Source organism: Pseudomonas sp. NFX1, assembly GCF_051123555.1.
Classification (GTDB): domain Bacteria; phylum Pseudomonadota; class Gammaproteobacteria; order Pseudomonadales; family Pseudomonadaceae; genus Aquipseudomonas; species Aquipseudomonas capeferrum.
On record NZ_CP169366.1, the window covers coordinates 669,994 to 693,013 of the forward strand.

General features: G+C 61.3%; 19 protein-coding genes and 4 tRNA genes. 20 read left to right on the top strand and 3 right to left on the bottom strand.

The window, feature by feature from the left end; translation table 11 throughout:
- Positions 1–6: 6 nt before the first annotated feature.
- Positions 7–1,695 carry a putative bifunctional diguanylate cyclase/phosphodiesterase gene (locus DJ563_RS02955; RefSeq protein WP_274100053.1) on the top strand — a complete coding sequence of 563 codons (1,689 nt, stop codon included), beginning with the start codon at positions 7–9 and terminating at the stop codon, positions 1,693–1,695.
- A 22-nt stretch (positions 1,696–1,717) separates the two neighbouring features.
- On the opposite strand, the gene DJ563_RS02960 is transcribed toward DJ563_RS02955, so the two are convergent.
- The gene (locus tag DJ563_RS02960; protein ID WP_434518784.1) at positions 1,718–3,505 is read right to left on the bottom strand and encodes a sigma-54-dependent Fis family transcriptional regulator; all 1,788 of its coding nucleotides are present in this window, start codon (positions 3,503–3,505) and stop codon (positions 1,718–1,720) included.
- A gap of 223 nt (positions 3,506–3,728) precedes the next feature.
- Between DJ563_RS02960 and DJ563_RS02965 the strand changes: the two genes are divergently transcribed.
- The 6 genes from DJ563_RS02965 to DJ563_RS02990 are packed head-to-tail and all read left to right on the top strand — an operon-like array spanning position 3,729 to position 9,646.
- Positions 3,729–4,823, top strand: coding sequence for an ABC transporter ATP-binding protein (locus tag DJ563_RS02965; RefSeq protein ID WP_274098647.1), 1,095 nt, complete (start codon positions 3,729–3,731; stop codon positions 4,821–4,823).
- Positions 4,823–5,920, top strand: coding sequence for an ABC transporter ATP-binding protein (locus DJ563_RS02970; protein ID WP_186655170.1), 1,098 nt, complete (start codon positions 4,823–4,825; stop codon positions 5,918–5,920). Before DJ563_RS02965 ends, DJ563_RS02970 begins: the two co-directional genes overlap by 1 nt.
- The gene (locus DJ563_RS02975; RefSeq protein ID WP_274098648.1) at positions 5,917–6,780 is read left to right on the top strand and encodes a carbohydrate ABC transporter permease; all 864 of its coding nucleotides are present in this window, start codon (positions 5,917–5,919) and stop codon (positions 6,778–6,780) included. The genes DJ563_RS02970 and DJ563_RS02975 overlap by 4 nt, the downstream gene beginning before the upstream one ends.
- A gap of 3 nt (positions 6,781–6,783) precedes the next feature.
- Positions 6,784–7,584 (top strand): carbohydrate ABC transporter permease, encoded by an 801-nt coding sequence (locus DJ563_RS02980; RefSeq protein WP_434518785.1) that lies wholly within the window; start codon positions 6,784–6,786, stop codon positions 7,582–7,584.
- Between the two features lie 12 nt (positions 7,585–7,596).
- Positions 7,597–7,869, top strand: a complete 273-nt coding sequence (locus DJ563_RS02985; protein WP_047581170.1) for a DUF2160 domain-containing protein — start codon at positions 7,597–7,599, stop codon at positions 7,867–7,869.
- Between the two features lie 37 nt (positions 7,870–7,906).
- Positions 7,907–9,646 (top strand): ABC transporter substrate-binding protein, encoded by a 1,740-nt coding sequence (locus DJ563_RS02990; RefSeq protein WP_274098649.1) that lies wholly within the window; start codon positions 7,907–7,909, stop codon positions 9,644–9,646.
- A gap of 98 nt (positions 9,647–9,744) precedes the next feature.
- Here DJ563_RS02990 and folD read toward each other — a convergent pair whose 3' ends face one another.
- On the bottom strand, positions 9,745–10,599 hold the full coding sequence (gene folD / locus DJ563_RS02995; protein WP_095063661.1) for a bifunctional methylenetetrahydrofolate dehydrogenase/methenyltetrahydrofolate cyclohydrolase FolD: 855 nt from the start codon (positions 10,597–10,599) through the stop codon (positions 9,745–9,747).
- Positions 10,600–10,869: 270 nt separating this feature from the next.
- Between folD and DJ563_RS03000 the strand changes: the two genes are divergently transcribed.
- The 11 genes from DJ563_RS03000 (at position 10,870) to DJ563_RS03050 (ending at position 20,595) form a co-directional block, all read left to right on the top strand.
- Positions 10,870–10,946: transfer RNA gene (locus DJ563_RS03000), tRNA-Arg, on the top strand.
- A gap of 40 nt (positions 10,947–10,986) precedes the next feature.
- A tRNA-His gene (locus DJ563_RS03005) sits at positions 10,987–11,062 on the top strand.
- Positions 11,063–11,117: 55 nt separating this feature from the next.
- A tRNA-Leu gene (locus tag DJ563_RS03010) sits at positions 11,118–11,202 on the top strand.
- Between the two features lie 57 nt (positions 11,203–11,259).
- Positions 11,260–11,335 (top strand) — tRNA-His (locus tag DJ563_RS03015).
- 234 nt (positions 11,336–11,569) lie between these two features.
- Positions 11,570–11,869, top strand: a complete 300-nt coding sequence (locus DJ563_RS03020; protein WP_033699109.1) for a DUF6388 family protein — start codon at positions 11,570–11,572, stop codon at positions 11,867–11,869.
- A 247-nt stretch (positions 11,870–12,116) separates the two neighbouring features.
- A complete protein-coding gene (tig, locus tag DJ563_RS03025) occupies positions 12,117–13,430 on the top strand; it encodes a trigger factor (RefSeq protein ID WP_033699108.1) in 1,314 nt (437 codons plus the stop codon).
- Positions 13,431–13,521: 91 nt separating this feature from the next.
- Positions 13,522–14,163 (top strand): ATP-dependent Clp endopeptidase proteolytic subunit ClpP, encoded by a 642-nt coding sequence (gene clpP, locus DJ563_RS03030; protein ID WP_186655164.1) that lies wholly within the window; start codon positions 13,522–13,524, stop codon positions 14,161–14,163.
- A 108-nt stretch (positions 14,164–14,271) separates the two neighbouring features.
- Positions 14,272–15,555 (top strand): ATP-dependent Clp protease ATP-binding subunit ClpX, encoded by a 1,284-nt coding sequence (clpX, locus tag DJ563_RS03035; RefSeq protein WP_033699106.1) that lies wholly within the window; start codon positions 14,272–14,274, stop codon positions 15,553–15,555.
- Between the two features lie 165 nt (positions 15,556–15,720).
- A complete protein-coding gene (lon, locus tag DJ563_RS03040) occupies positions 15,721–18,117 on the top strand; it encodes an endopeptidase La (RefSeq protein ID WP_434518786.1) in 2,397 nt (798 codons plus the stop codon).
- A 152-nt stretch (positions 18,118–18,269) separates the two neighbouring features.
- On the top strand, positions 18,270–18,542 hold the full coding sequence (locus tag DJ563_RS03045; protein ID WP_016485887.1) for an HU family DNA-binding protein: 273 nt from the start codon (positions 18,270–18,272) through the stop codon (positions 18,540–18,542).
- Positions 18,543–18,723: 181 nt separating this feature from the next.
- Positions 18,724–20,595, top strand: coding sequence for a SurA N-terminal domain-containing protein (locus tag DJ563_RS03050; protein WP_434518787.1), 1,872 nt, complete (start codon positions 18,724–18,726; stop codon positions 20,593–20,595).
- Between the two features lie 66 nt (positions 20,596–20,661).
- Here DJ563_RS03050 and DJ563_RS03055 read toward each other — a convergent pair whose 3' ends face one another.
- On the bottom strand, positions 20,662–21,702 hold the full coding sequence (locus DJ563_RS03055; protein WP_033699102.1) for a patatin-like phospholipase family protein: 1,041 nt from the start codon (positions 21,700–21,702) through the stop codon (positions 20,662–20,664).
- 162 nt (positions 21,703–21,864) lie between these two features.
- Between DJ563_RS03055 and DJ563_RS03060 the strand changes: the two genes are divergently transcribed.
- Together DJ563_RS03060 and DJ563_RS03065 are read left to right on the top strand one after the other, a co-directional pair.
- Positions 21,865–22,143 carry a hypothetical protein gene (locus tag DJ563_RS03060; RefSeq protein WP_027593946.1) on the top strand — a complete coding sequence of 93 codons (279 nt, stop codon included), beginning with the start codon at positions 21,865–21,867 and terminating at the stop codon, positions 22,141–22,143.
- A gap of 14 nt (positions 22,144–22,157) precedes the next feature.
- On the top strand, positions 22,158–22,937 hold the full coding sequence (locus DJ563_RS03065; protein ID WP_434518788.1) for a CHAD domain-containing protein: 780 nt from the start codon (positions 22,158–22,160) through the stop codon (positions 22,935–22,937).
- The last annotated feature ends 83 nt before the right edge of the window (positions 22,938–23,020 follow it).

The window sequence follows — 23,020 nt, forward strand, 5'->3', positions numbered from 1 at the left end:
ATGCTTATGGACGATAACTACCGCGCGGCCGTGGACGCGGCCGCGATCTTTTCCGAAACCGACCTGCGTGGCTGCATCACCTATGTCAACCAGCAGTTTTGCAGCATCTCGGGTTACAGCCGGGACGAACTGCTGGGCGCCAACCATCGCATTCTGAACTCCGGCCTGCATGAGCCGGAGTTCTTCGAGGGCATGTGGCGGGCACTGGCCGCCGGCAAGGTGTGGAAGGGCGAGATCTGCAACCGTGCCAAGGACGGTTCGCTGTACTGGGTGGACAGCACCATGGTGCCGCTGGTCGACCCCACGACTGGGAAGGTACGCAAGTATGTGTCGATACGTTTTGATGTCACCGAGAAGCGCCAGCTGCTGCATACCCTGCAGTGGCGGGTGGGCCACGATGTGCTGACGGGCCTGCCCAACCGCGCCTTCTTGTCCGACTTGCTCAACCAGGCGTTGGCTTATTCGCGTCGCGAAGACATACCGCTGGCCGTGTGCATGCTCGACCTGGATGGCTTCAAAGCGGTCAACGATGGTTATGGGCATGCCACGGGCGACCTGTTACTGGTCGAAGTGGCGCAGCGGCTGAAAGGTATCTTGCGCGGGGGGGATGCAGTCGCCCGGTTATCGGGTGACGAGTTCGTGCTGATCCTGCGCAATGTCGGTGACGACCGTCAGCTGGATGCGGCCCTGCGCCGTGTCTTGCGCGCGCTGTCGACGCCGTATGTGGTACGTGAGCACAACCTTTCGCTAAGCGCCAGTATCGGCGTCACGCTCTACCCGCTCGACGATGAGGACGCCGATACGCTGGTGCGCCACGCTGACCAGGCCATGTACGTGGCCAAGCAGCGGGGGCGCAATCGCTATCACCTGTTCGATGTGTCACAGGAGCAGGAGCTCAAGGCGACCCACCAGACTGTGGCGCGGGTACGTCGGGCACTGCGCAACAGTGAGCTGTGCCTGTACTACCAGCCCAAGGTCAATTTGCGCAGCGGCCAGGTGCTGGGGTTCGAGGGTTTGTTGCGTTGGCAAAGGCCGGGTCGTGGCCTGGTGCCTCCCGGTGAGTTCCTGCCCTGGGTGGAGCAGACCGACTTGATCATCGAGATTGGCGAATGGGTGATCGACCAGGCCTTGAGCCAGCTGCAGGCCTGGCAACGGTTGGGGCAGCCTTGGTCGCTGAGTGTCAACATCGCGGCGCGGCATCTGCAGCGCAATGATTTCGTCGAGCGCCTGGAGCAGTTGCTGGCAGCGCATCCGGGGGTTGACCCGACGCGGCTGGACCTGGAAATCGTCGAGTCGGTGGCCATCGACAACCTGCAGCATGTCAGCCGCTGCCTGGATGCTTGCCGGGCCCTGGGCGTGCGCTTTTCGCTGGACGATTTCGGCACCGGTTATTCGTCGCTCAGCTACCTCAAACGCTTGCCCACCCAAACCATCAAGATCGACAAGTCATTCGTGCGCGACATCCTTCATGACCAGGACGACCTGGCCCTGACCGGCGCGGTGATCGGGCTGGCGCGGGCGTTTGGCCGCGAGGTGATTGCCGAAGGCCTGGAGAGTGTCGAGCACGGCCGGGTGTTGATGGCGCTGGGCTGCGAGCTGGCGCAGGGCTATTGCATTGCCCGGCCGATGCCGGCGAGCGAGGTGGTGGCGTGGGCGCAAGGCTATCGGCAGCCCGAGGCCTGGCGCGGCGGTTGATGGTTGAAAGGCCGATACAGGCTTACAGGTGGGAAGGTTCCAGCCCCTGTTCGCGCAGGCGTTTGTACAGGGTGGTGCGGCTGATGCCCAGCACGCGCGCCAGCGCAGAAATGTTGCCGTCGCAGGTGTTCAACAGGTGGGCCAGGTCAGTGGCGGGCGTTTGCGTCGCTGCGACCTGCGGGCTTGGCGTGAATGCGCTGGCCTGGGCAAGGAAGCACGCTGAAAAGTGCTCGATGCCGATTGGCTGCGTGCCGGCCAGGGCCAGGGCTACCTGCAGTACGCTGTTGAGTTGGCGCAGGTTGCCCGGCCAGGGATGGTGCAACAACAGTTCAAGGGTGTTGGATGGTAATTGCCGTGGTTGCCCGGGGGCGAGATGCCGGGCGTGCACCTGCTCGATCAGCGCGCGCCGATCACTGCGTTCGCGCAAGGCCGGCAAGCTCAGGGTCAGCCCGGCTACCCGGTAATAAAGGTCTTCGCGAAATCGACCGGTACGCACGGCGTCGGCCAGGTCGCGATTGCTCGCCGATACCACGCGGATGTCTACGGTTACCGGCTCACCGCTGCCCAGGGGCTGAATGCTGCGTGATTGCAGCACGCGCAGCAGTCGGGCCTGGGTCGGCAGTGGCATGTCGCCGATTTCGTCGAGAAACAGAATGCCGTGATCGGCCTTGCGGATCAGCCCAGGGTTGCCTTTGTGATGAGCGCCGGTGAAGGCGCCTTTGTCATAGCCGAACAGCTCCGACTCGACCAGCTCGGCGGGGATTGCCGCGCAGTTGACGGCGATCAGCGGCTGCCCGGCGCGGCTGCTGGCGCGGTGCAGGGCCTCGACGAAGACCTCCTTGCCCACTCCGGTTTCACCCTGGATCAATACTGGGATGTCCTTTTCCAGTAGCAGGCTGGCTTGGTCCAAGGCTTTGCCCAGGCGCGGGTCACCGTGACCGGGTGACGTGGGTGTGGGGCCGTGGTGGGGCGGTTGCCATTGGCAGTGGAAACGGTGGCGGCCTGCCGCCTGCAGGGCAAACGGCTGTCGCTGGGGCTGGGCCAGCAACTGCTGCAAGGGGGTTTGGAACAATTGTTCGAGGTTCTGCCGCAGCGGGTTGCCGCCGAGCAGGCTGTCGGCCCGGTGATTGGCCGCGAGCACCTGGCCGCGCTCATCGAATACCAGCAAGCCCGCCCAGGGGCTGTCGAGGTTGTCGGAGGCGCTGTTGAACAGCAGCTGGGCGTGATGGTCGCCATGTTGTGCGAGGATCAAGCGGTTCTCCAGGCTCTGGCCCATCATGCGTACCAGGCCGAGGGTCTGGCTGGCGGGCAGGTAGCCGTCGCTGGCCACATCAAGTGCACCGACCAACTGCCGTTCGGCATCGAAGACGGGTGCTGCGGCGCTGCACAGGTAGCGGTTCTGCTGCAGGAAGTGTTCATCCTGGCCAACGTGGATCGCTTCGGCGCAGACCAGCGCAGTGCCCAGGGCATTGGTGCCCACGCCGCGTTCGAGCCAATGGGCGCCTGCGCTGAAACCATGGCGTTGACGCGGGTCGACGAAGCGTTGCGAACCCCAGGTGTCGAGCAGGCAACCACTGGCGTCAGCGAGCATCACCAGGTAGCTGGCGTTGCCCAGCAGGTGCGCATAGTGCGGCAGCACTTCGTCACGGGTCAGCCGCAACAGCGCGTGGCGCCGCTCCAGCAGGCTGTTCAGTTCGGTTGCGGTCAGGCAATCGAAGTCGGGTGCACGCTGGGGTTGCAGGCCATGCTCGCGGCATCGCGCCCAGGACGCCTGGATCAGTTGGGCATGGGGCGAAGCGGATGCGGCCATGGGCCTGTCCTGTGTGTTTGTTGTTATCAGTCGACCGCTGTTCAGTGTCGTCCACGGTTGTTCATTGTCAAACCCACGCCTGTTCAGGTGTTCAGGGCAGGTGTTCAGGTGTGAACGGGCAATGGCAGGCCCTGGCAGGTGAAGGCGCGGGCCAGAGCGATCAGGCAGGGCTGGCACGAAACTGGCTGTGCCCTGCGCACAACAATCAAGAAAAGGCCACGCCATGTCCCTGGTGCTGGAGCAGGTCAGCCGCAGTGTCGACAACCAGGCTTGCATCGTCGATGCGTCCCTGCGTTTCGAGCCGGGGTCGTTCAACGTGCTGCTGGGCCGCACCTTGGCCGGCAAGACCAGCCTGATGCGCCTGATGGCGGGGCTTGACCGACCGGACCGGGGCCGCGTGCTGATGGCCGGCAGCGATGTCACCGGGGTGCCGGTGCGCCAGCGCAACGTGTCGATGGTGTATCAGCAGTTCATCAACTACCCGACCCTGAGCGTGTACGAGAACATCGCTTCACCCCTGCGCCAGGCACGCCTGGCCGAGGCCGAGGTGCGCCGACGGGTGCAGGAAACCGCCGAGATGCTGCGCATCGAGGCCTACCTGCAGCGCTTGCCGCTGGAGTTGTCCGGTGGCCAGCAGCAACGCACGGCGATGGCTCGGGCGCTGGTCAAGGATGCCTCGTTGATCCTGTTCGACGAGCCGTTGGTCAACCTCGATTACAAGCTGCGCGAAGGCCTGCGCCAAGAGCTGCGGGCGTTGTTCGCCCAGCGCAACTGCATTGCCGTCTATGCCACCACCGAGCCCAATGAAGCGCTGGCGCTGGGCGGTACTACCACGCTCTTGCACCAGGGGCGCATCGTGCAGAGCGGCCCAACCGCGGCGGTCTATCAGCAGCCCAGCAGCGTGCTGGCCGCTGAGCTGTTTTCCGAGCCCCCCATCAACCTGATACCGGGACGCATCGCAGTCAATGAGGTGAGCCTGGCGCAGGCCGTGCACTTTGCCCGCAACGCCGACCTGCAACGCCTGGGCGAAGGTGACTACCGCTTTGGTGTGCGCCCCAGCCACATCACCCTGGTGCCGACCCATGACGATGACCTGGAGCTGGCGGTGCTGGTGGAGCTGGCCGAGATCAGTGGCTCGGAAACCTTCCTCCATGTGCGCAATGAGCACTGGCGGATGACCCTGCACTTGCCGGGCGTGCACGAGTACCAGGTGGACACGCCGATCCGGGTGTTCATCCCCACGCACAAGCTGTTTGTCTTCGACAATGCCGGGGCCTTGGTACAGGCCCCGGGCCTGCGCCAGGCAAGGAGTCGTTGATGGCCGAGATCCGCCTGCGCCAGCTGGCGCACAGCTACAGCCGCCAGCCGGCCTCGGAGGCAGACTACGCCTTGCACGCGCTGGAGCACGTGTGGGAGCAAGGGGGTGCCTATGCCTTGCTCGGGCCTTCGGGTTGCGGCAAGTCGACGTTGCTCAACATCATCTCGGGGCTGCTTACGCCTTCTCACGGCGAAGTGCTGTTCGACGGCAAGCCGGTCAACGCGCTGTCGCCGCAGGCGCGCAACATTGCCCAGGTGTTCCAGTTTCCGGTGGTGTACGACACCATGACGGTGTTCGACAACCTGGCGTTCCCGTTACGCAACCAGGGGGTGGACGAGGGCAGGGTGCGAGCACGGGTGGAGGAGATCGCCGAGGTGCTCGACCTGTCCGCCGTGCTGAAAAAGAAGGCGCGCAACCTCAGCGCCGACGAGAAGCAGAAGGTCTCGATGGGCCGTGGCCTGGTACGCGAAGACGTCTCGGCGATCCTCTTCGACGAGCCTTTGACGGTGATCGACCCGCACCTGAAGTGGAAGCTGCGGCGCAAGCTCAAGCAGATCCATGAGCAGTTCAACATCACCATGATCTACGTCACCCACGATCAGCTGGAGGCCTCGACTTTCGCCGACAAGATCGCGGTGATGCACGCTGGGCGCATCGTCCAGTTCGCAACCCCGCGCGAGTTGTTCGAGCGGCCACGGCATACCTTTGTCGGCTACTTCATTGGCAGCCCGGGCATGAACTTCATCGACGTGCGCGCCGAAGCCGATGGCGTGAGCTTCGGCGGCCTGCACCTGGCATTGCCCGATGGCTTGCGAGAACGCTTGGCGGCAACGGGAGGTGGGCGCCTGCAAGTGGGGATACGGCCGGAGTTCGTGCAGCTCTGGGACACCCCACTCGACCACGCCTTTGCGGTGCAGGTGCTGGATGTCGAAGACCTGGGCACCTACCGCATCGTTACCTTCACGCTCGGTGGTGCCACGCTCAAGGCGCGCCTGGGCGAGGATCGCCCGCTGCCGGTGGGCCAGGCCTGGGTGAGCCTGCCCAGTCAATGGCTGATGCTCTATGTCGATGATGTGTTGCTGGAGGCCGGGCCATGAACAAGGTGCGCAACAACAAGGCCTGGTGGCTGGTGCTGCCGGTGTTCGCGCTGGTGGCGTTCAGCGCGGTGGTGCCGATGATGACCGTGGTCAACTATTCGGTGCAGGACATCTTCGATCAGTCCAATCGCTATTTTGTGGGTGCCGACTGGTACCGCCAGGTACTGCGTGACCCTGCCCTGCACGATGCCCTGCTGCGCCAGTTCATCTATTCAGGCTGCGTGCTGCTGATCGAGATCCCGCTGGGGATCGCCATCGCCCTGACGATGCCGACCAAGGGCCGCATGGCCTCGATCTGCCTGATCGTGATGGCCATTCCGCTGCTGATCCCGTGGAACGTGGTCGGCACCATCTGGCAGATCTTCGGCCGTGCCGACATTGGCCTGATGGGCGCCACGTTGGCCAAGCTCGGGGTCAACTACAACTATGCCAGCGACCCGTTCGACGCCTGGCTCACGGTGTTGGTGATGGATGTCTGGCACTGGACGTCGCTGGTGGCGCTGCTGTGCTATTCGGGCTTGCGGGCCATACCCGATGTCTATTACCAGGCCGCCCGCATCGACCGGGCATCGGCCTGGGCGGTGTTCCGCCACATCCAGTTGCCGAAGCTCAAGAACGTGCTGCTGATCGCTGTGATGCTGCGTTTCATGGACAGCTTCATGATCTACACCGAGCCATTCGTGCTGACCGGTGGCGGGCCTGGCAATGCCACCACGTTCCTTAGCCAGACGCTCACGCGCATGGCGGTAGGGCAGTTCGACCTGGGGCCGGCCGCGGCGTTTTCGCTGGTGTACTTCCTGATCATCCTGCTGGTGTCGTGGCTGTTCTACACCGCCATGACGCACGCCGACAAGGACTAGGCCATGAGCGCGCGCAAGGTATTGCCCCTGCTGCTGTACTTCTTCTTCCTGCTGGTGCCGATCTACTGGCTGCTGAACATGTCGTTCAAGAGCAACACCGAGATCCTCGGCGGCCTGACCCTGTGGCCACAGGCATTCACGCTCGACAATTACCGGGTGATCTTCACCGACGCCAGCTGGTACAGCGGCTATATCAACTCGCTGTACTACGTGTGCCTGAACACGCTTATTTCGCTGGCGGTGGCGTTGCCGGCGGCCTATGCCTTCTCTCGCTATCGCTTTCTCGGCGACCGCCATCTGTTCTTCTGGTTGCTGACCAACCGCATGGCGCCGCCGGCGGTGTTCCTGTTGCCGTTTTTTCAGCTGTATTCATCGATTGGCCTGTTCGACACGCACATTGCCGTGGCGCTGGCCCATTGCTTGTTCAACGTGCCGCTGGCGGTGTGGATCCTTGAGGGCTTCATGTCGGGGGTGCCGAAGGAGATCGACGAAACGGCTTACATCGACGGTTACAGCTTCCCGCGTTTCTTCGTGAAGATCTTCATCCCGCTGATTGGCTCCGGCATCGGCGTGACGGCGTTTTTCTGCTTCATGTTTTCGTGGGTCGAACTGCTGCTGGCGCGCACCCTCACCTCAGTCAATGCCAAGCCGATCGCGGCGGTGATGACGCGTACCGTTTCGGCTTCCGGTATCGACTGGGGCGTGCTGGCCGCTGCCGGTGTGCTGACCATCTTGCCGGGCATGCTGGTGATCTGGTTTGTCCGCAACCATGTGGCCAAGGGCTTTGCCCTTGGCCGGGTGTAAGGAGGGCAACGCATGGAATGGATGGCCTGGACCCTGCCGACAGCGCTGTTCTTCGCTGCCGTCGGTGTGCTGCTGGTGTGCATGACCCTGCTCGAACTGCGCCACCCCTGTGTGGAACGGCGCGGCTTTCTGCCGATCGTCACCAGCCGTGGCGACCGGTTGTTCGTTGGCTTGCTGGTCAGTGCCTACCTGCACTTGTTGGTAGTCGGAGTCAGCGACTGGCCGTTGTGGGTGGCCTCGCTGCTGTCGCTGGGCTGGCTCGTGGTGGTGCTGCGCTGGGGCTGAGCGTCGGCTCCGGGAATAACTCAATCGGGAGATCACAATGTTCCATGACAATGACAAAAGGCGACATTTGACCCTGGCCGCGTTGCTGGTGCTGGCCGGTGTGCCGGGCGCGGCGTGGGCCGACCAGTACGAGGACGCGGCATCGCGGTGGATCGGCAGCGAATTCAAACCTTCGACGCTGACGCCTGAGCAGCAACTGGCCGAACTCAAGTGGTTCATCAAGGCCGCCGAACCGTTTCGTGGGATGAAGATCAATGTGGTGTCGGAAACCATCACCACCCATGAGTACGAGTCCAAGGTACTGGCCAAGGCCTTCAGCGAAATCACCGGCATCCAGCTGACCCACGACCTGCTGCAGGAAGGTGACGTGGTCGAGAAGTTGCAGACCCAAATGCAATCGGACAAGAACATCTATGACGGCTGGGTCAACGATTCGGACCTGATCGGTACGCACTTTCGCTATGGCAAGGTCGAATCGATCACCGACCTGATGGCCAACGAGGGCAAGGCCTACACCTCGCCGACCCTCGACCTCAAGGACTTCATCGGCATCTCGTTTACCACCGCGCCGGATGGCAAGGTCTACCAGTTGCCTGACCAGCAGTTCGCCAACCTTTACTGGTTCCGTGCCGACTGGTTCGAGCGGCCAGCGCTCAAAGCCAGGTTCAAGGAGAAGTACGGCTATGAGCTGGGCGTGCCGGTGAACTGGTCGGCCTACGAGGACATCGCCCAATTCTTCAGCGAGGACGTCAAGGAAATCGACGGCAAGCGTGTCTATGGCCACATGGACTACGGCAAGAAGGACCCGTCGCTGGGGTGGCGCTTTACCGATGCCTGGTTCTCGATGGCCGGCGGTGGCGACAAGGGCCTGCCCAATGGCCTGCCGGTGGACGAGTGGGGCATCCGCGTGGAGGACTGCCACCCGGTGGGGTCCAGCGTTACTCGCGGCGGTGACACCAATGGCCCGGCGGCCGTGTACGCAACACAGAAGTACGTGGACTGGATGCGCGCCTATGCGCCCAAGGAAGCCCAGGGCATGACCTTCTCCGAGGCAGGCCCGGTGCCGGCGCAGGGCAACATTGCCCAGCAGATCTTCTGGTACACCGCCTTTACCGCCGACATGACCAAGCCCGGGCTGCCGGTGGTCAACGCCGACGGCACGCCGAAGTGGCGCATGGCGCCATCGCCCAAGGGGCCGTACTGGGAGGAGGGGATGAAGCTGGGCTATCAGGACACCGGCTCCTGGACGTTCTTCAAGTCCACCCCCGAGAAGCAGCGCCTGGCTGCCTGGCTGTATGCGCAGTTCGTGACATCCAAGACGGTGTCGCTGAAAAAGACCATCGTCGGCCTGACGCCGATTCGCGAGTCGGACATTAACTCCCAGGCCATGACCGACCTTGCGCCCAAGCTGGGTGGGCTGGTGGAGTTCTACCGCAGCCCGGCACGGGTGCAATGGACGCCCACCGGCACCAACGTGCCTGATTACCCGCGGCTGGCGCAATTGTGGTGGAGCCATATCGCCGAAGTGGCCAGCGGCGAGAAGACCCCGCAGGAAGCCCTGGATGGCCTGGCCCGTGATCAGGACCGGATGATGGAGCGGCTGCAGCGTTCCAATGCCCAGGCAACCTGTGCGCCGAAGCTCAACCCGGAACGGGACGCCCAATACTGGTACGACCAGCCGGGGGCGCCGAAGCCTAAGCTGGCCAACGAAAAGCCCAAGGGCGAGACGGTGAGCTACAACGAGCTGCTGAAGTCGTGGGAGGCGGCGCGCAAGTGATCGGCTGACGACCGCGCAAAGGTCGGTACAGTCAGCCGATAAACCGCAGGCAAAAAAAAACGGCACCTGCAATAGGTGCCGTTTTTTATCACGCTTTCTTACTTATGCAGCTCTTCAGCTGCATACAGCGTGTTTTCCAGCAAGCAAGCCCGGGTCATCGGGCCGACGCCACCCGGCACTGGGGTGATCCAGCCTGCGCGTGGCAAGGCAGTCTCGTAGACCACGTCGCCAACCAGCTTGCCGTCTTCCTGGCGGTTGATGCCCACGTCGATGACGATGGCGCCTTCCTTGACCCACTCACCCTTGACCAGCCCCGGCTTGCCAGCGGCCACGACCACCAGGTCGGCACGGCCGACGTGGCCGGCCAGGTCCTTGGTGAAGCGGTGGCAGACCGTGACGGTGCAACCGGCCAGCAACAGTTCCATGGCCATGGGGCGGCCGACGATATTGGAGGCGCCGACGATGACCGCGTTCATGCCGTACAGGTCCTGACCGGTGCTTTCGAGCAGGGTCATGATGCCTTTAGGCGTGCAGGGACGCAGCAGCGGAATACGCTGGGCCAGGCGGCCGACGTTGTACGGATGGAAGCCGTCGACATCTTTGTCCGGGCGGATGCGCTCGAGCAGCAGCGAGGCGTCCAGGTGAGCGGGCAGCGGCAGTTGCAGCAGGATGCCGTCGACGGCCGGGTCATCATTGAGGCGGTCGATCAGCTCGGTCAGGGCTTGCTGCGTGGTTTCGCTGGGCAGGTCGAACGCCTGGGAAATGAAGCCGACCTCTTCACAGTCCTTGCGCTTGTGCGAGACATAGACTTGGGAGGCGGGGTCGGTGCCGACCAGGATCACAGCCAGGCCCGGGGTGCGCAGGCCTTGCTGGCGACGCTCCACGACACGTTGAGCGATCTGCTGGCGCAGGCTGGCGGCGATCGCCTTGCCATCGATTAGGTGTGCAGTCATAGACGCGTGATTAACCATCGAGAAGGAAACAATAAAGAGCGCACATTCTCGCACGACACGGCCCGAGGGCAAAGGCGGGTGGTCGGGCAAATCCCCTAACCCCTTAAATAATTTAAATTTTTTAGAGAAAGATGTTGACGACCTAGCGGCTCGGCTATAACATTCGCCGCACTTGTCGGGCACTGCCTAGCACTGGTTGGCAAAGTCGGGCAGAATGAGTGGTTTGGCAGTTCGCTGTTGAGTCATCGTTCGGTTAGGCTGATCGCTTATGCGCCCGTAGCTCAGCTGGATAGAGCATCCGCCTTCTAAGCGGATGGTCGCAGGTTCGAGTCCTGCCGGGTGCGCCATCAGGCAGCTTAGGCAAGCAAGTAGTTGTACCGCAATATGGTGGGCGTAGCTCAGTTGGTAGAGCGCTGGATTGTGATTCCAGTTGTCGTGGGTTCGATTCCCATCGTCCACCCCATATTTTACAGGGGCGCCTTGATTGTACGATCCGGCGCCTTTGTTTTAAGCGTTACGCGGACGTGGTGAAATTGGTAGACACACTGGATTTAGGTTCCAGCGGCGCAAGCTGTAAGAGTTCGAGTCTCTTCGTCCGCACCATGCTTCTGTAACACCCTGTATGTGTAACATACTGCAGTACCGCAAGACCGCAATATGGTGGGCGTAGCTCAGTTGGTAGAGCGCTGGATTGTGATTCCAGTTGTCGTGGGTTCGATTCCCATCGTCCACCCCATATTTTTCGAAGGCGCCTTGATTGTAAAATCAGGCGCCTTTGTTTTGTCTACACCACGCGGGCGTGGTGAGGTGTCGAGAAAAGCCGCTGATTGCGGCTTTTTTTGTGCGTGGCGGAAAAGTGTTTGGCCATCCACCTGATCCCCCTTGCAATCCTCTGGTGGCACCCCAATAAAAGCTGATAGATTTCAGCCGGTTGAAACACCGGCCCTGCGGTCGGCAGAGGAAAGACCCCATGATTGCAAAAGAAGCCCGTCAGGCCATGGCGCTGCAGCGCTTCGCCGACGCCAACCCGCAACTGCTCGAAGAAATCCGCGAGCTGGATGCGCATGAGCAAGCCCAGCAGATCGAATGGGCCTTCGAAGATGCGGCCGAGGAGCAAGGTATAGAACCTTGGGAGCTGGCGCTGCAATTGATCGCCGAAAGCCCGGAGCAGCTGCAGGCCATGCGCCTGGAGACGCACCGCGAGGTCGCTGAGGCGCTGGGTATGGCTTGGGAAGAGTACTGCCAGTTCAACGAAATCGACCCTCAATAAAGAAGGCGAATTCGTTGGCTGCAGTTGTTTGACAAGGTATTTCGGCTGCGGGTCGCCCAGGGTGGCGCGCAGCCTCAATTGAATCGGGCTCGACGGTACGCCGTACGTGCCCTGCAAGTTAATCGACCGGCGTGGTTTCCCGTCGTCCCGAGTGGGGTGACTTCTGCTGCGCGACTCACTAGAATGCTTGCCCTTGATTCTGGAGTCGGGCTAACGCCGGCTAACGTCTGTGCAACGAGGAATATCCATGCAAGTTTCTGTTGAAAACACTTCCGCTCTCGAGCGCCGCATGACCATCGCCGTCCCGGCCGATCGCGTCGAGACCGAAGTCAACAAGCGTCTGCAGCAGACTGCCCGTCGCGCCAAGGTTGCAGGCTTCCGTCCTGGCAAAGTACCGATGAGCGTGATCCGTCAGCGTTTCGAAGCTGACGCCCGTCAGGAAGTGTTCGGTGATCTGGTCCAGTCCTCCTTCTACGAAGCTGTGGTCGAGCAGAAGCTGAACCCGGCTGGTGCTCCGGCCGTCGAGCCGAAGTCCTTCGAAAAAGGCAAAGATCTGGAATTCGTCGCTATCTTCGAAGTGTTCCCGGAGTTCACCGTTGCCGGCCTCGAGTCGATCAACGTCGAGCGCCTGAGCGCCGAAGTGGCTGACGCCGACCTGGACAACATGCTGGAAGTGCTGCGCAAGCAGAATACCCGCTTCGAAACCGTTGAGCGCGCAGCGCAGAACGACGACCAGGTCAACATCGACTTCGTCGGCAAGGTTGACGGTGAAGTGTTCGCTGGCGGTTCGGCCAAGGGCACTCAGCTGGTGCTGGGCTCCGGCCGCATGATCCCGGGCTTCGAAGATGGCCTGGTAGGCGCCAAGGCTGGCGAAGAGCGCGTTGTCAACGTGACCTTCCCAGAGGACTATCAGAACCTGGACCTGGCCGGCAAGGCCGCCGAGTTCACCATCACCGTCAACAGCGTTTCTGCACCTGCGCTGCCTGAGCTGAACGAAGAATTCTTCGCCCAGTTCGGCATCAAGGAATCGACCCTGGAAGGCTTCCGCACCGAAGTTCGCAAGAACATGGAGCGTGAACTGCGTCAGGCGATCAAGGCCAAGGTCAAGAACCAGGTCATGGACGGTCTGCTGGCCGCCAACCCGATCGAAGTGCCAAAAGCCCTGCTGGAGAACGAAGTCAACCGTCTGCGCGTGCAGGCTGTTCAACAGTTCGGCGGCAACATCAAGCCTGAGCAACTGCCGGCCGAGCTGTTCACCGAGCAAGCCAAGCGCCGTGTGGTCCTGGGCCTGATCGTCGCTGAAGTGGTCAAGCAGTTCGAACTGAAGCCGGACGAAGGCAAGGTTCGCGAGATGATCGAAGAAATGGCCTCGGCTTACCAAGAGCCAGAGCAGGTCATCTCCTGGTACTACAAGAACGACCAGCAACTGAACGAAGTCCGTTCGGTTGTGCTGGAAGAGCAAGTTGTAGATACTGTTCTGCAGAAAGCGACTGTGACCGACAAATCGGTCTCGTACGAAGAAGCCGTAAAACCCGCTGAGGCACCTGCCGAAGCCGAGTAATACGCTACTCTCGTAGGAAACCCCCACAAGCCAGCCTTCGCGCTGGCTTGTGCGTATTCAAGCCATGACTATTTGGGAGTGAGCGCAGGACATGTCCCGCAATTCTTATATTCAGCAGAGCTCTGACATCCAGGCCGCAGGCGGCCTGGTCCCGATGGTTATCGAGCAGTCCGCCCGTGGCGAACGCGCTTACGACATCTACTCGCGTTTGTTGAAGGAGCGAGTGATTTTCCTGGTGGGCCCGGTAGAAGACTACATGGCCAACCTCGTCGTGGCGCAGATGTTGTTCCTCGAAGCGGAAAACCCGGACAAGGATATCCATCTGTACATCAACTCGCCGGGTGGCTCTGTCACTGCCGGCATGTCGATCTACGACACCATGCAGTTCATCAAGCCGGACGTATCGACCATCTGCATCGGCCAAGCCTGCAGCATGGGCGCCTTCCTGCTGACTGCCGGTGCCAAAGGCAAGCGTCACTGCCTGCCTAACTCGCGTGTGATGATTCACCAGCCGCTGGGCGGCTTCCAGGGCCAGGCTACCGATATCGAGATCCACGCCCAGGAAATCCTCAATATCAAGGCGCGTCTGAACGAGTTGCTGGCCTACCACACTGGCCAGGATCTGGAGACCATCAAGCGCGACACCGAGCGTGACAACTTCATGAGCGCCACGCGCGCGGCCGAGTACGGCCTGATCGACTCGGTATACGACAAGCGGCAACTGGCCTCCTGATCCCAGGGGCCAGAGCAGGTGGGCGCCGAAAGCGCCTACCTGCGGACTTGAAAAAGCCCGCAATTGCCTTCATCTTGTGTTGCAAGCCTACCGGATTGGATCGATCGAATGACTGACACCCGTAACGGCGAGGACAGCGGCAAATTGCTCTATTGCTCCTTCTGCGGCAAAAGCCAGCACGAAGTGCGCAAATTGATTGCCGGGCCCTCGGTATTTATCTGCGACGAGTGCGTCGACCTGTGCAATGACATCATCCGTGAGGAGGTGCAGGAAGCCCAGGCCGAGAGCAGCGCGCACAAATTGCCTTCGCCGAAAGAAATCAGCGGCATCCTGGACCAGTATGTGATTGGTCAGGAGCGCGCGAAGAAGGTGCTGGCCGTAGCGGTGTACAACCACTACAAGCGCCTTAACCAGCGTGACAAGAAGGGCGACGAAGTCGAACTCGGCAAGAGCAACATCCTGCTCATCGGGCCTACCGGCTCGGGCAAGACCCTGCTCGCCGAAACCCTTGCACGTCTGCTGAACGTACCGTTCACCATTGCTGACGCCACCACCCTGACCGAAGCCGGTTATGTGGGTGAGGACGTTGAGAACATCATTCAGAAACTGCTGCAGAAGTGCGACTACGACGTGGAAAAGGCCCAGATGGGCATTGTCTACATCGACGAGATCGACAAGATTTCGCGCAAGTCGGACAACCCGTCCATCACCCGTGACGTATCGGGCGAAGGCGTGCAGCAGGCGCTGTTGAAACTGATCGAAGGCACTGTTGCTTCGGTTCCGCCGCAAGGTGGGCGCAAGCACCCGCAACAGGAATTCCTGCAGGTTGATACCCGCAATATCCTGTTCATTTGCGGTGGCGCGTTCTCGGGCCTGGAAAAGGTCATCCAGAACCGCTCCACCAAGGGTGGCATTGGTTTCAGCGCAGAAGTACGCAGCAAGGAAGAAGGCAAGAAAGTTGGCGAGTCCCTGCGTGAAGTCGAGCCGGACGACCTGGTCAAGTTTGGCCTGATCCCCGAGTTCGTCGGCCGTCTGCCGGTACTGGCGACGCTCGATGAGCTGGATGAGGCTGCTTTGATGCAGATCCTCACCGAGCCGAAGAACGCGCTGACCAAGCAGTATGCCAAGCTGTTCGAGATGGAAAGCGTCGACCTCGAGTTCCGCAGTGATGCACTCAAGGCCGTTGCTCGCAAGGCCTTGGAGCGCAAAACCGGCGCCCGTGGCCTGCGTTCGATCCTCGAAGGCGTGCTGCTCGACACCATGTACGAGATCCCTTCGCAGAAGGATGTCAGCAAGGTGGTGATCGATGAGAGCGTCATCGAGGGTACTTCGCAGCCGCTGATGATCTACGAGAACAGCGAGCCGCAAGCCAAGGCCGCACCTGACGCCTGATCCAGGCGATAACCAGGTGATGGTTGCAAGCAAGAAAGGGGCCTACGGGCCCCTTTCTGCTTTTCCTGCGCAAGCGCTTGTAATTTCCCAGGCGTGCCCCCACATTAGGTCCAAGCATCATTTCCACCGGTTTCCGGCCATAAAGGCCGCTGTAGAGGCGAAATCATGAAGACCACCCTCGACTTGCCTCTTTTGCCATTGCGCGATGTCGTTGTTTACCCGCACATGGTCATCCCGCTGTTCGTGGGGCGCGAAAAATCCATCGAAGCCCTTGAGGCAGCGATGACGGGCGAGAAGCAGATTCTGCTGCTGGCCCAGAAGAACCCGGCCGATGACGATCCAGGCGAAGACGCCCTGTACCGTGTCGGTACCGTTGCCACCGTGTTGCAATTGCTGAAACTGCCCGATGGCACCGTCAAGGTGCTGGTCGAGGGCGAGCAGCGCGGTGCGGTCGAGCGCTTCACCGAAGTAGAAGGGCACATCCGTGCCGAAGTTTCCCTGATTGATGAAGTCGACGCCGCCGAGCGCGAGTCGGAAGTCTTCGTGCGCACGCTGCTGTCGCAATTCGAGCAGTACGTGCAGTTGGGCAAGAAAGTCCCCGCCGAAGTACTGTCGTCGTTGAACAGCATCGAAGAGCCTGGGCGCCTGGTCGATACCATGGCCGCGCACATGGCGCTGAAGATCGAGCAGAAGCAGGAAATCCTCGAGATCGTCGACCTGGCGACCCGCGTCGAGCACGTGCTGGCGCTGCTGGATGCCGAGATCGACCTGTTGCAGGTCGAGAAGCGCATCCGTGGTCGGGTCAAGAAGCAGATGGAGCGCAGCCAGCGCGAGTACTACCTGAATGAGCAGATGAAGGCCATTCAGAAAGAGCTTGGTGATGGCGACGAAGGCCACAACGAAGTCGAAGAGCTGAAAAAGCGCATCGAAGCCGCTGGCCTGCCCAAGGATGCCCTGACCAAGGCCCAGGCCGAGCTGAACAAGCTCAAGCAGATGTCGCCGATGTCGGCTGAAGCGACGGTGGTTCGCTCCTACCTCGACTGGCTCGTCCAGGTGCCGTGGAAGGCCCAGAGCAAGGTGCGCCTGGACCTGGCCAAGGCCGAGGAAATCCTCGATGCCGACCACTATGGCCTGGAAGAGGTCAAGGAACGCATCCTCGAATACCTTGCCGTGCAAAAGCGCGTGAAGAAGATCCGCGGCCCGGTGCTGTGCCTGGTCGGCCCGCCTGGCGTCGGTAAGACTTCGCTGGCCGAGTCGATCGCTGCCGCCACCAACCGCAAGTTCGTGCGCATGGCCCTGGGCGGCGTGCGTGACGAGGCCGAGATTCGTGGCCACCGTCGCACCTACATCGGCTCCATGCCGGGCCGTCTGATCCAGAAGATGACCAAGGTGGGCGTGCGCAACCCGCTGTTCCTGCTCGACGAGATCGACAAGATGGGCAGCGACATGCGTGGCGACCCGGCCTCGGCATTGCTCGAAGTACTCGACCCCGAGCAGAACCACAATTTCAACGACCACTACCTGGAAGTCGACTACGACCTCTCGGACGTGATGTTCCTCTGCACCTCCAACTCGATGAACATCCCGCCAGCGTTGCTGGACCGGATGGAAGTCATCCGTCTGCCGGGCTACACCGAAGACGAGAAGATCAACATCGCGGTCAAGTACCTGGTGCCCAAGCAGGTCAAGGCCAACGGCCTGAAGAAGGAAGAGCTCGAGATCGATGTCTCGGCGATCCGCGACATCATCCGTTACTACACCCGCGAAGCCGGCGTGCGGGGCCTGGAGCGGCAGATTGCCAAGGTCTGCCGCAAGGTGGTCAAGGAACATACCGGGCAGAAGCAGGTCAAGGTAAAGGTGTCCAGCGAGCAGCTCGAACACCTGCTGGGTGTGCGCAAGTTCCGTTACGGCCTTGCCGAGCAACAGGACCAGATCGGTCAGGTAACCGGCCTGGCGTGGACCCAGGTGGGTGGCGAATTGCTGACCATCGAGGCGGTGGTGATCCCCGGCAAGGGCCAGCTGATCAAGACCGGCTCGCTGGGCGATGTCATGGTCGAGTCGATCACTGCCGCGCAGACCGTGGTGCGCAGCCGCGCGCGCAGCCTGGGCATCGCAGCTGACTTCCACGAAAAGCACGATGTGCATATCCACATGCCCGAGGGCGCCACGCCCAAGGACGGGCCAAGTGCCGGTATCGGCATGTGCACCGCGCTGGTGTCGGCGCTGACGCAGATTCCGGTACGTGCCGACGTGGCCATGACCGGCGAGATCACCTTGCGTGGCCAGGTCCTGGCCATTGGCGGGTTGAAGGAAAAACTGCTGGCGGCACACCGTGGCGGCATCAAGACGGTGATCATTCCCGAGGAGAATGTTCGCGATCTGAAGGAGATTCCGGAAAATATCAAACAGGATCTTCAGATCAAACCGGTCAAATGGATTGACGAAGTCCTGCAAATTGCGCTGCAATACGCCCCGGAGCCCTTGCCAGATGTGGCTCAGGAGATTGTCGCAAAGGATGAGAAGCGCGACAGCGATGCTAAGGAAAGAATCAGCACGCATTAGTAGTTTTTAGCTGGGGGGCTTTCCTTGACAGTTTTTTCGGGGCCTTGCTATAAAGCGGCACGCTATTGTTATCAGGCCACCCAGCGCACGTTACATACGCTTTTCATTACATACTTAGAAACAAACTCAATAGAGAAATAAGGGGACTTAGAGTGAACAAGTCGGAACTGATTGACGCTATCGCTGCATCGGCTGACATTTCCAAAGCTACCGCAGGTAAGGCTCTGGACGCTGTGATCGACTCCGTAACGGGTGCCCTGAAAGCAGGCGACGACGTCGTTCTGGTTGGCTTCGGTACCTTCTCGGTCAAGGATCGCGCCGAGCGTACTGGCCGTAACCCTCAAACTGGCAAGGCTATCAAGATCGAAGCCGCCAAGGTTCCAGGCTTCAAGGCTGGCAAAGGCCTGAAAGACGCCGTCAACTAAGTCGTCTCTTTCAGCCGGACCCGGCCTGGCCAGGTTCGAGCACGTGAGGCGGGTCGCAAACGTTCCCGCCTGACACGTTTGCTAAGAAAAGGCGCATCCTCGGATGCGCCTTTCTTTTATCAGGATTCTACCCACGCTCCGCGGTTGTCGACGCAGTGGTACAGCCGTTTCTGGGGGACGCATGCTGCAAAATATCAGGGACAATTCACAAGGTTGGATTGCCAAGACCATCATCGGCCTTATCGTCGTGTTGATGGCGTTGACCGGTTTCGAGGCCATTTTCCAGGCTGCCAGCCATAGCCAGGACGCCGCCAAGGTGAACGGCCAGACCATCAGCCAGAACGAGCTGAGCCAGGCGGCCGACATGCAGCGCCGCCAGCTGATGCAACAGTTGGGCAAGGATTTCGACCCCGCGCTGCTGGATGACAAGCTGCTGCGTGATGAGGCGCTCAAGGGCCTGATCACTCGCAAGCTGCTGTTGCAGGGCGCCGAAGACGCCAAGTTCGCCTTCTCCGAGGCCGCGCTGGATCAAGTGATCCTGCAGACTCCGGAGTTCCAGGTTGACGGCAAATTCAACGCCGATCGTTTCGACCAGGTCATTCGCCAGATGGGTTATGGCCGCCTGCAATTCCGCGACATGCTTGCCGAGGAAATGCTCATCGGCCAACTGCGTACCGGCCTTGCCGGCAGCAGCTTCGTCACTGACAAGCAGGTCGAGGCGTTCGCGCGCCTGGAGAAGCAGACCCGCGATTTCGCCTCCCTGACCTTCAAGGCCGACCCGGCCGCGGTCAAGGTCAGCGAAGCAGAGGTCAAGGCGCACTACGACCAGCACGCCAAGGAATTCATGTCGCCTGACCAGGTTGTCATCGATTACATCGAGCTGAAGAAGTCGGTGTTCTTTGACCAGGTCAAGGTCAGTGATGACGAGCTCAAGGCCCAGTACGAGAAAGAGATCGCCAACCTTGCCGAGCAGCGCCATGCCGCGCACATTCTGATCGAGGTAAACGACAAGGTCACCGACGCCCAGGCCAAGGCCCGTGCCGAAGAGATCGAACAGCGCCTGGCCAAGGGTGAAGACTTCGCCGCACTGGCCAAGGAGTTCTCCCAGGACCCAGGCTCGGCCACCACGGGTGGTGACCTCGGCTTCGCCGGCCCTGGCGTGTACGACCCGGCCTTTGAAGATGCCTTGTACCAGTTGAAAGATGGCCAGGTATCGGCCCCGGTGCGCACCGAGTTCGGTTACCACCTGATCAAGCTGCTGGGTGTCGAGGCGCCGCAAGTACCAAGTTTCGCCAGCCTGAAGGACAAGCTGACCCGTGACTTGAAGATCCCGCTGGTCGAACAGCGCTACGTCGACGCCAGCAAGCAGTTGCAGGATGCCGCCTACGAGGCTTCCGACCTGGCTCAGCCTGCCCAGGACCTGAACCTGAAGGTACACACCTCCGCCGCGTTCGGCCGTGAGGGTGGCGAAGGTATCACTGCCAACCGTGCGGTGGTTCAGGCGGCGTTCTCGGAGGAAGTGCTGGAGGAGGCTGCCAACAGCACCGCCATCGAGCTCGATCCGGAAACCACCGTGGTGCTGCGCGTCAAAGAGCACCGCAAGCCGGAACAGCTGCCGTTGGAAGCCGTGGCCAAGAACATCAGCGAACACCTGGCCAAGGAGAAGGCGACAGCCGAGCTCAAGACCAAGGCGGACAAGCTGATTGCCGGCCTGCGTGATGGCTCCATTGCCGCTGACAGCGTCCATGAGGGTCAGGGCTGGAAAACCTACGAGGCAGTGACCCGTGGTGAGGACGGTATCGACCCGGCCGAGCTGCAGGCAGTGTTCCGCCTGGGCAAGCCGCAGGCCAAGGACAAGCCGGTCTACACCAGTGTGGTGCTGGGCGATGGCAGCCTGGTGGTCTTGCAGCTCAAAGGGGTCAACGAAGGCGCTGCGGCCACCGACGAAGAGAAGCAGCAGATTCGCCGCTACCTCGCTTCGCGTGCCGGCCAGCAGGACTTCGCTGCCTACCGCAAGCAGTTGGAAGCCAATGCTGATATCACCCGTTACTGAGTGATCGTTGCATGACAAGACAGGCCGCGTAATGCGGCCTGTCTTGTTTCTGGCCTGAGCGGCCCTCTACCGCTTCACCCCTTCATAATTATCCAGCGTATCCCGCGCAATCTCCCGACCCAGGGCAATCAGCTCCGGTGCCTTGTAGAACTCGAAGAACCGGCACACGCGCTTGGGTACGTTGATCAGTACATCGGGCGGGTAGCCTGCAATCTTGTATTGCGCCAGCGACGTCTGCATCACTTCGAAGCTTTGGTTGATCAGGTCCAGCAGTGACGCAGGCCCCACGTTGTCGATGATGAATGACCCGGTAGCAGACTTGGGTGCGCCTTCACGTTCGGGGGCCGCCGCAGGCTGCTGGCCTTCCGGGTCTGCAGTACCTGCCAGCCACGGGCTGGGCGGCGCCAGCCCTTCGGCAACGATCTCCTGTTCGATACGTATCAGCTCTTCCGCCGGCTTGCGACGGAAGGGCAGGCGTGAACCCAGTGAGCTGAGCAGCGAATCGAAGCGCATCTTGAATGCCGCCGGGCGTTCGATCACCGGCAATTGGTACTGCTTCTGGTTGGTGGCGTTGAGGTTGACCGCAATGATCAGGTCGCAGTGGCTGGACACCACCGGCACGATCGGCAGCGGGTTGAGAATGCCACCGTCGACCAGCATGCGGTTGCCTTGCATCACCGGTGTGAACAGGCTGGGGATTGCTGCAGAAGCGCGCATGGCCTGGTGCAGGCACCCTTCCTGGAACCAGATTTCCTGTTGGTTGGTAAGGTCGGTAGCCACTGCGGTGTAGGGGATGCGCAGCTGCTCGATGTTGATCTCGCCGACGATCTTGCGGATCTGGCCGAACACCTTGTCACCGCGGATCGCGCCAAGGCGGAAGCTGACATCGACCAGGCGCAGGACGTCCAGGTAGTCCAGGCTTTCGATCCAGTTGCGGTACTCTTCGAGTTTGCCGGCGGCATAGATGCCACCCACCACCGCCCCCATGGAGCAGCCGGCGACGCAGGCGATGTCGTAGCCGCGTCGTTCGATTTCTTCGATCACACCGATGTGTGCATACCCTCGGGCACCCCCCGATCCCAGTACCAGCGCAACGCGTTTACTCATGATTTTCCCTCGGCCTGTGCAACCATGGTTTAACAATGCACCCATTGCTGCCTGTGCTTCAATGTACACCGCGCTGATCTACGCTAAGCAAAGCGCCTTGGCGGGCACTTTTCTATTGCAGGTGCGTCGAACAGCCACTCTTTTGACTTTGAGGAATTACCGATGAAAGCCTGGATCTGCCTTCCACTGATTGCCCTGGCCCTTGCTGGCTGTGCGGGCAAGACGGCCTACCGTGACAGCTGCGCAACCCAGCTGGATGCCGCCTGGAAGGAACTCGACCTGGCCAAGGCCGAGGGTTTCGCCGGTACTGTCAGTTATTCCAAGGCCTTGTCGCTGCTGACCGGCGCCAAGACCCAGCAGCAGTTCGAGGGGTTCGAAGGTTGCACCAAGAAGGCCGAGAAGGCGCGTTTCTACATTCGTGAGTCGCGCGCTGGCCGCTGACCGAGGAGCGTCCCATGTCTGCCATGCTCGATCACGTGGTGTCACAGATACTGGCCTCGCAGGTGCGCCTGCTGGCCTGCCGTGAGCGCCTTGCCGCCGATACCGACAGCGAGGCATTGCATGACCTGCGCATTGCTGTACGGCGCTTGCGCAGCCTGCTGCGGCCGCTGCGGGGGTTGCCTGGGGTCGAACAACTGGAAGGCGCAGCCAAGGCCCTGGGGACGTTGACGACGCCGCTGCGTGACCGCGAGGTGCTGGCGGCCGAATTGTTCGGGCGGGGCTTGAACGAGGCGGCGCAGCGACGGCTGGCGGGGCGGGGCAAGCCCTTTGCCAGGGTCGCGAGCAGTGCGCAGCTGGCCCGTCTGTTGGCGATCGTCGATGCATTTCCGTTGTTCCTGCGTGCGGCTGATCGCGAAGGCCTGGTGGATGCGCTGGGCAAGCGCATCGACAAACGCCTGGACAAGCAATGGCGCAAGCTGCGCAAGGCATTGGCGGACCCCGCCCACGATCGGCATCGGCTACGGTTGTTGATCAAGCGGGCACGCTATGGCGACGAGGCCTACCCGCAACTCGAGCATGCCGGGAAAAAACTGCAACGCCTGTTGAAGCAGGCACAGAGCGATCTGGGTACGTGGCATGACCGTCTGCAGTGGTTGTTGCAAGCGCGCGAGGACGCCGACCTGGCAGTGTGCAAACTCGATTGGCAGCAGCAGTTGCAGGAGGCCGCAGGCAAATCCGATGCTGCGCTGGATGCCTTGCAGGTGGCGTTGAAGCAGCGTCAGCCCGGCAAATGACCGATATGCGGGCTGAACGGTGCCAAGTGGCTGGTTAGTATGTCCTGATGCAGGGCACGTGAATGGCGTGCCCCGGATCACCA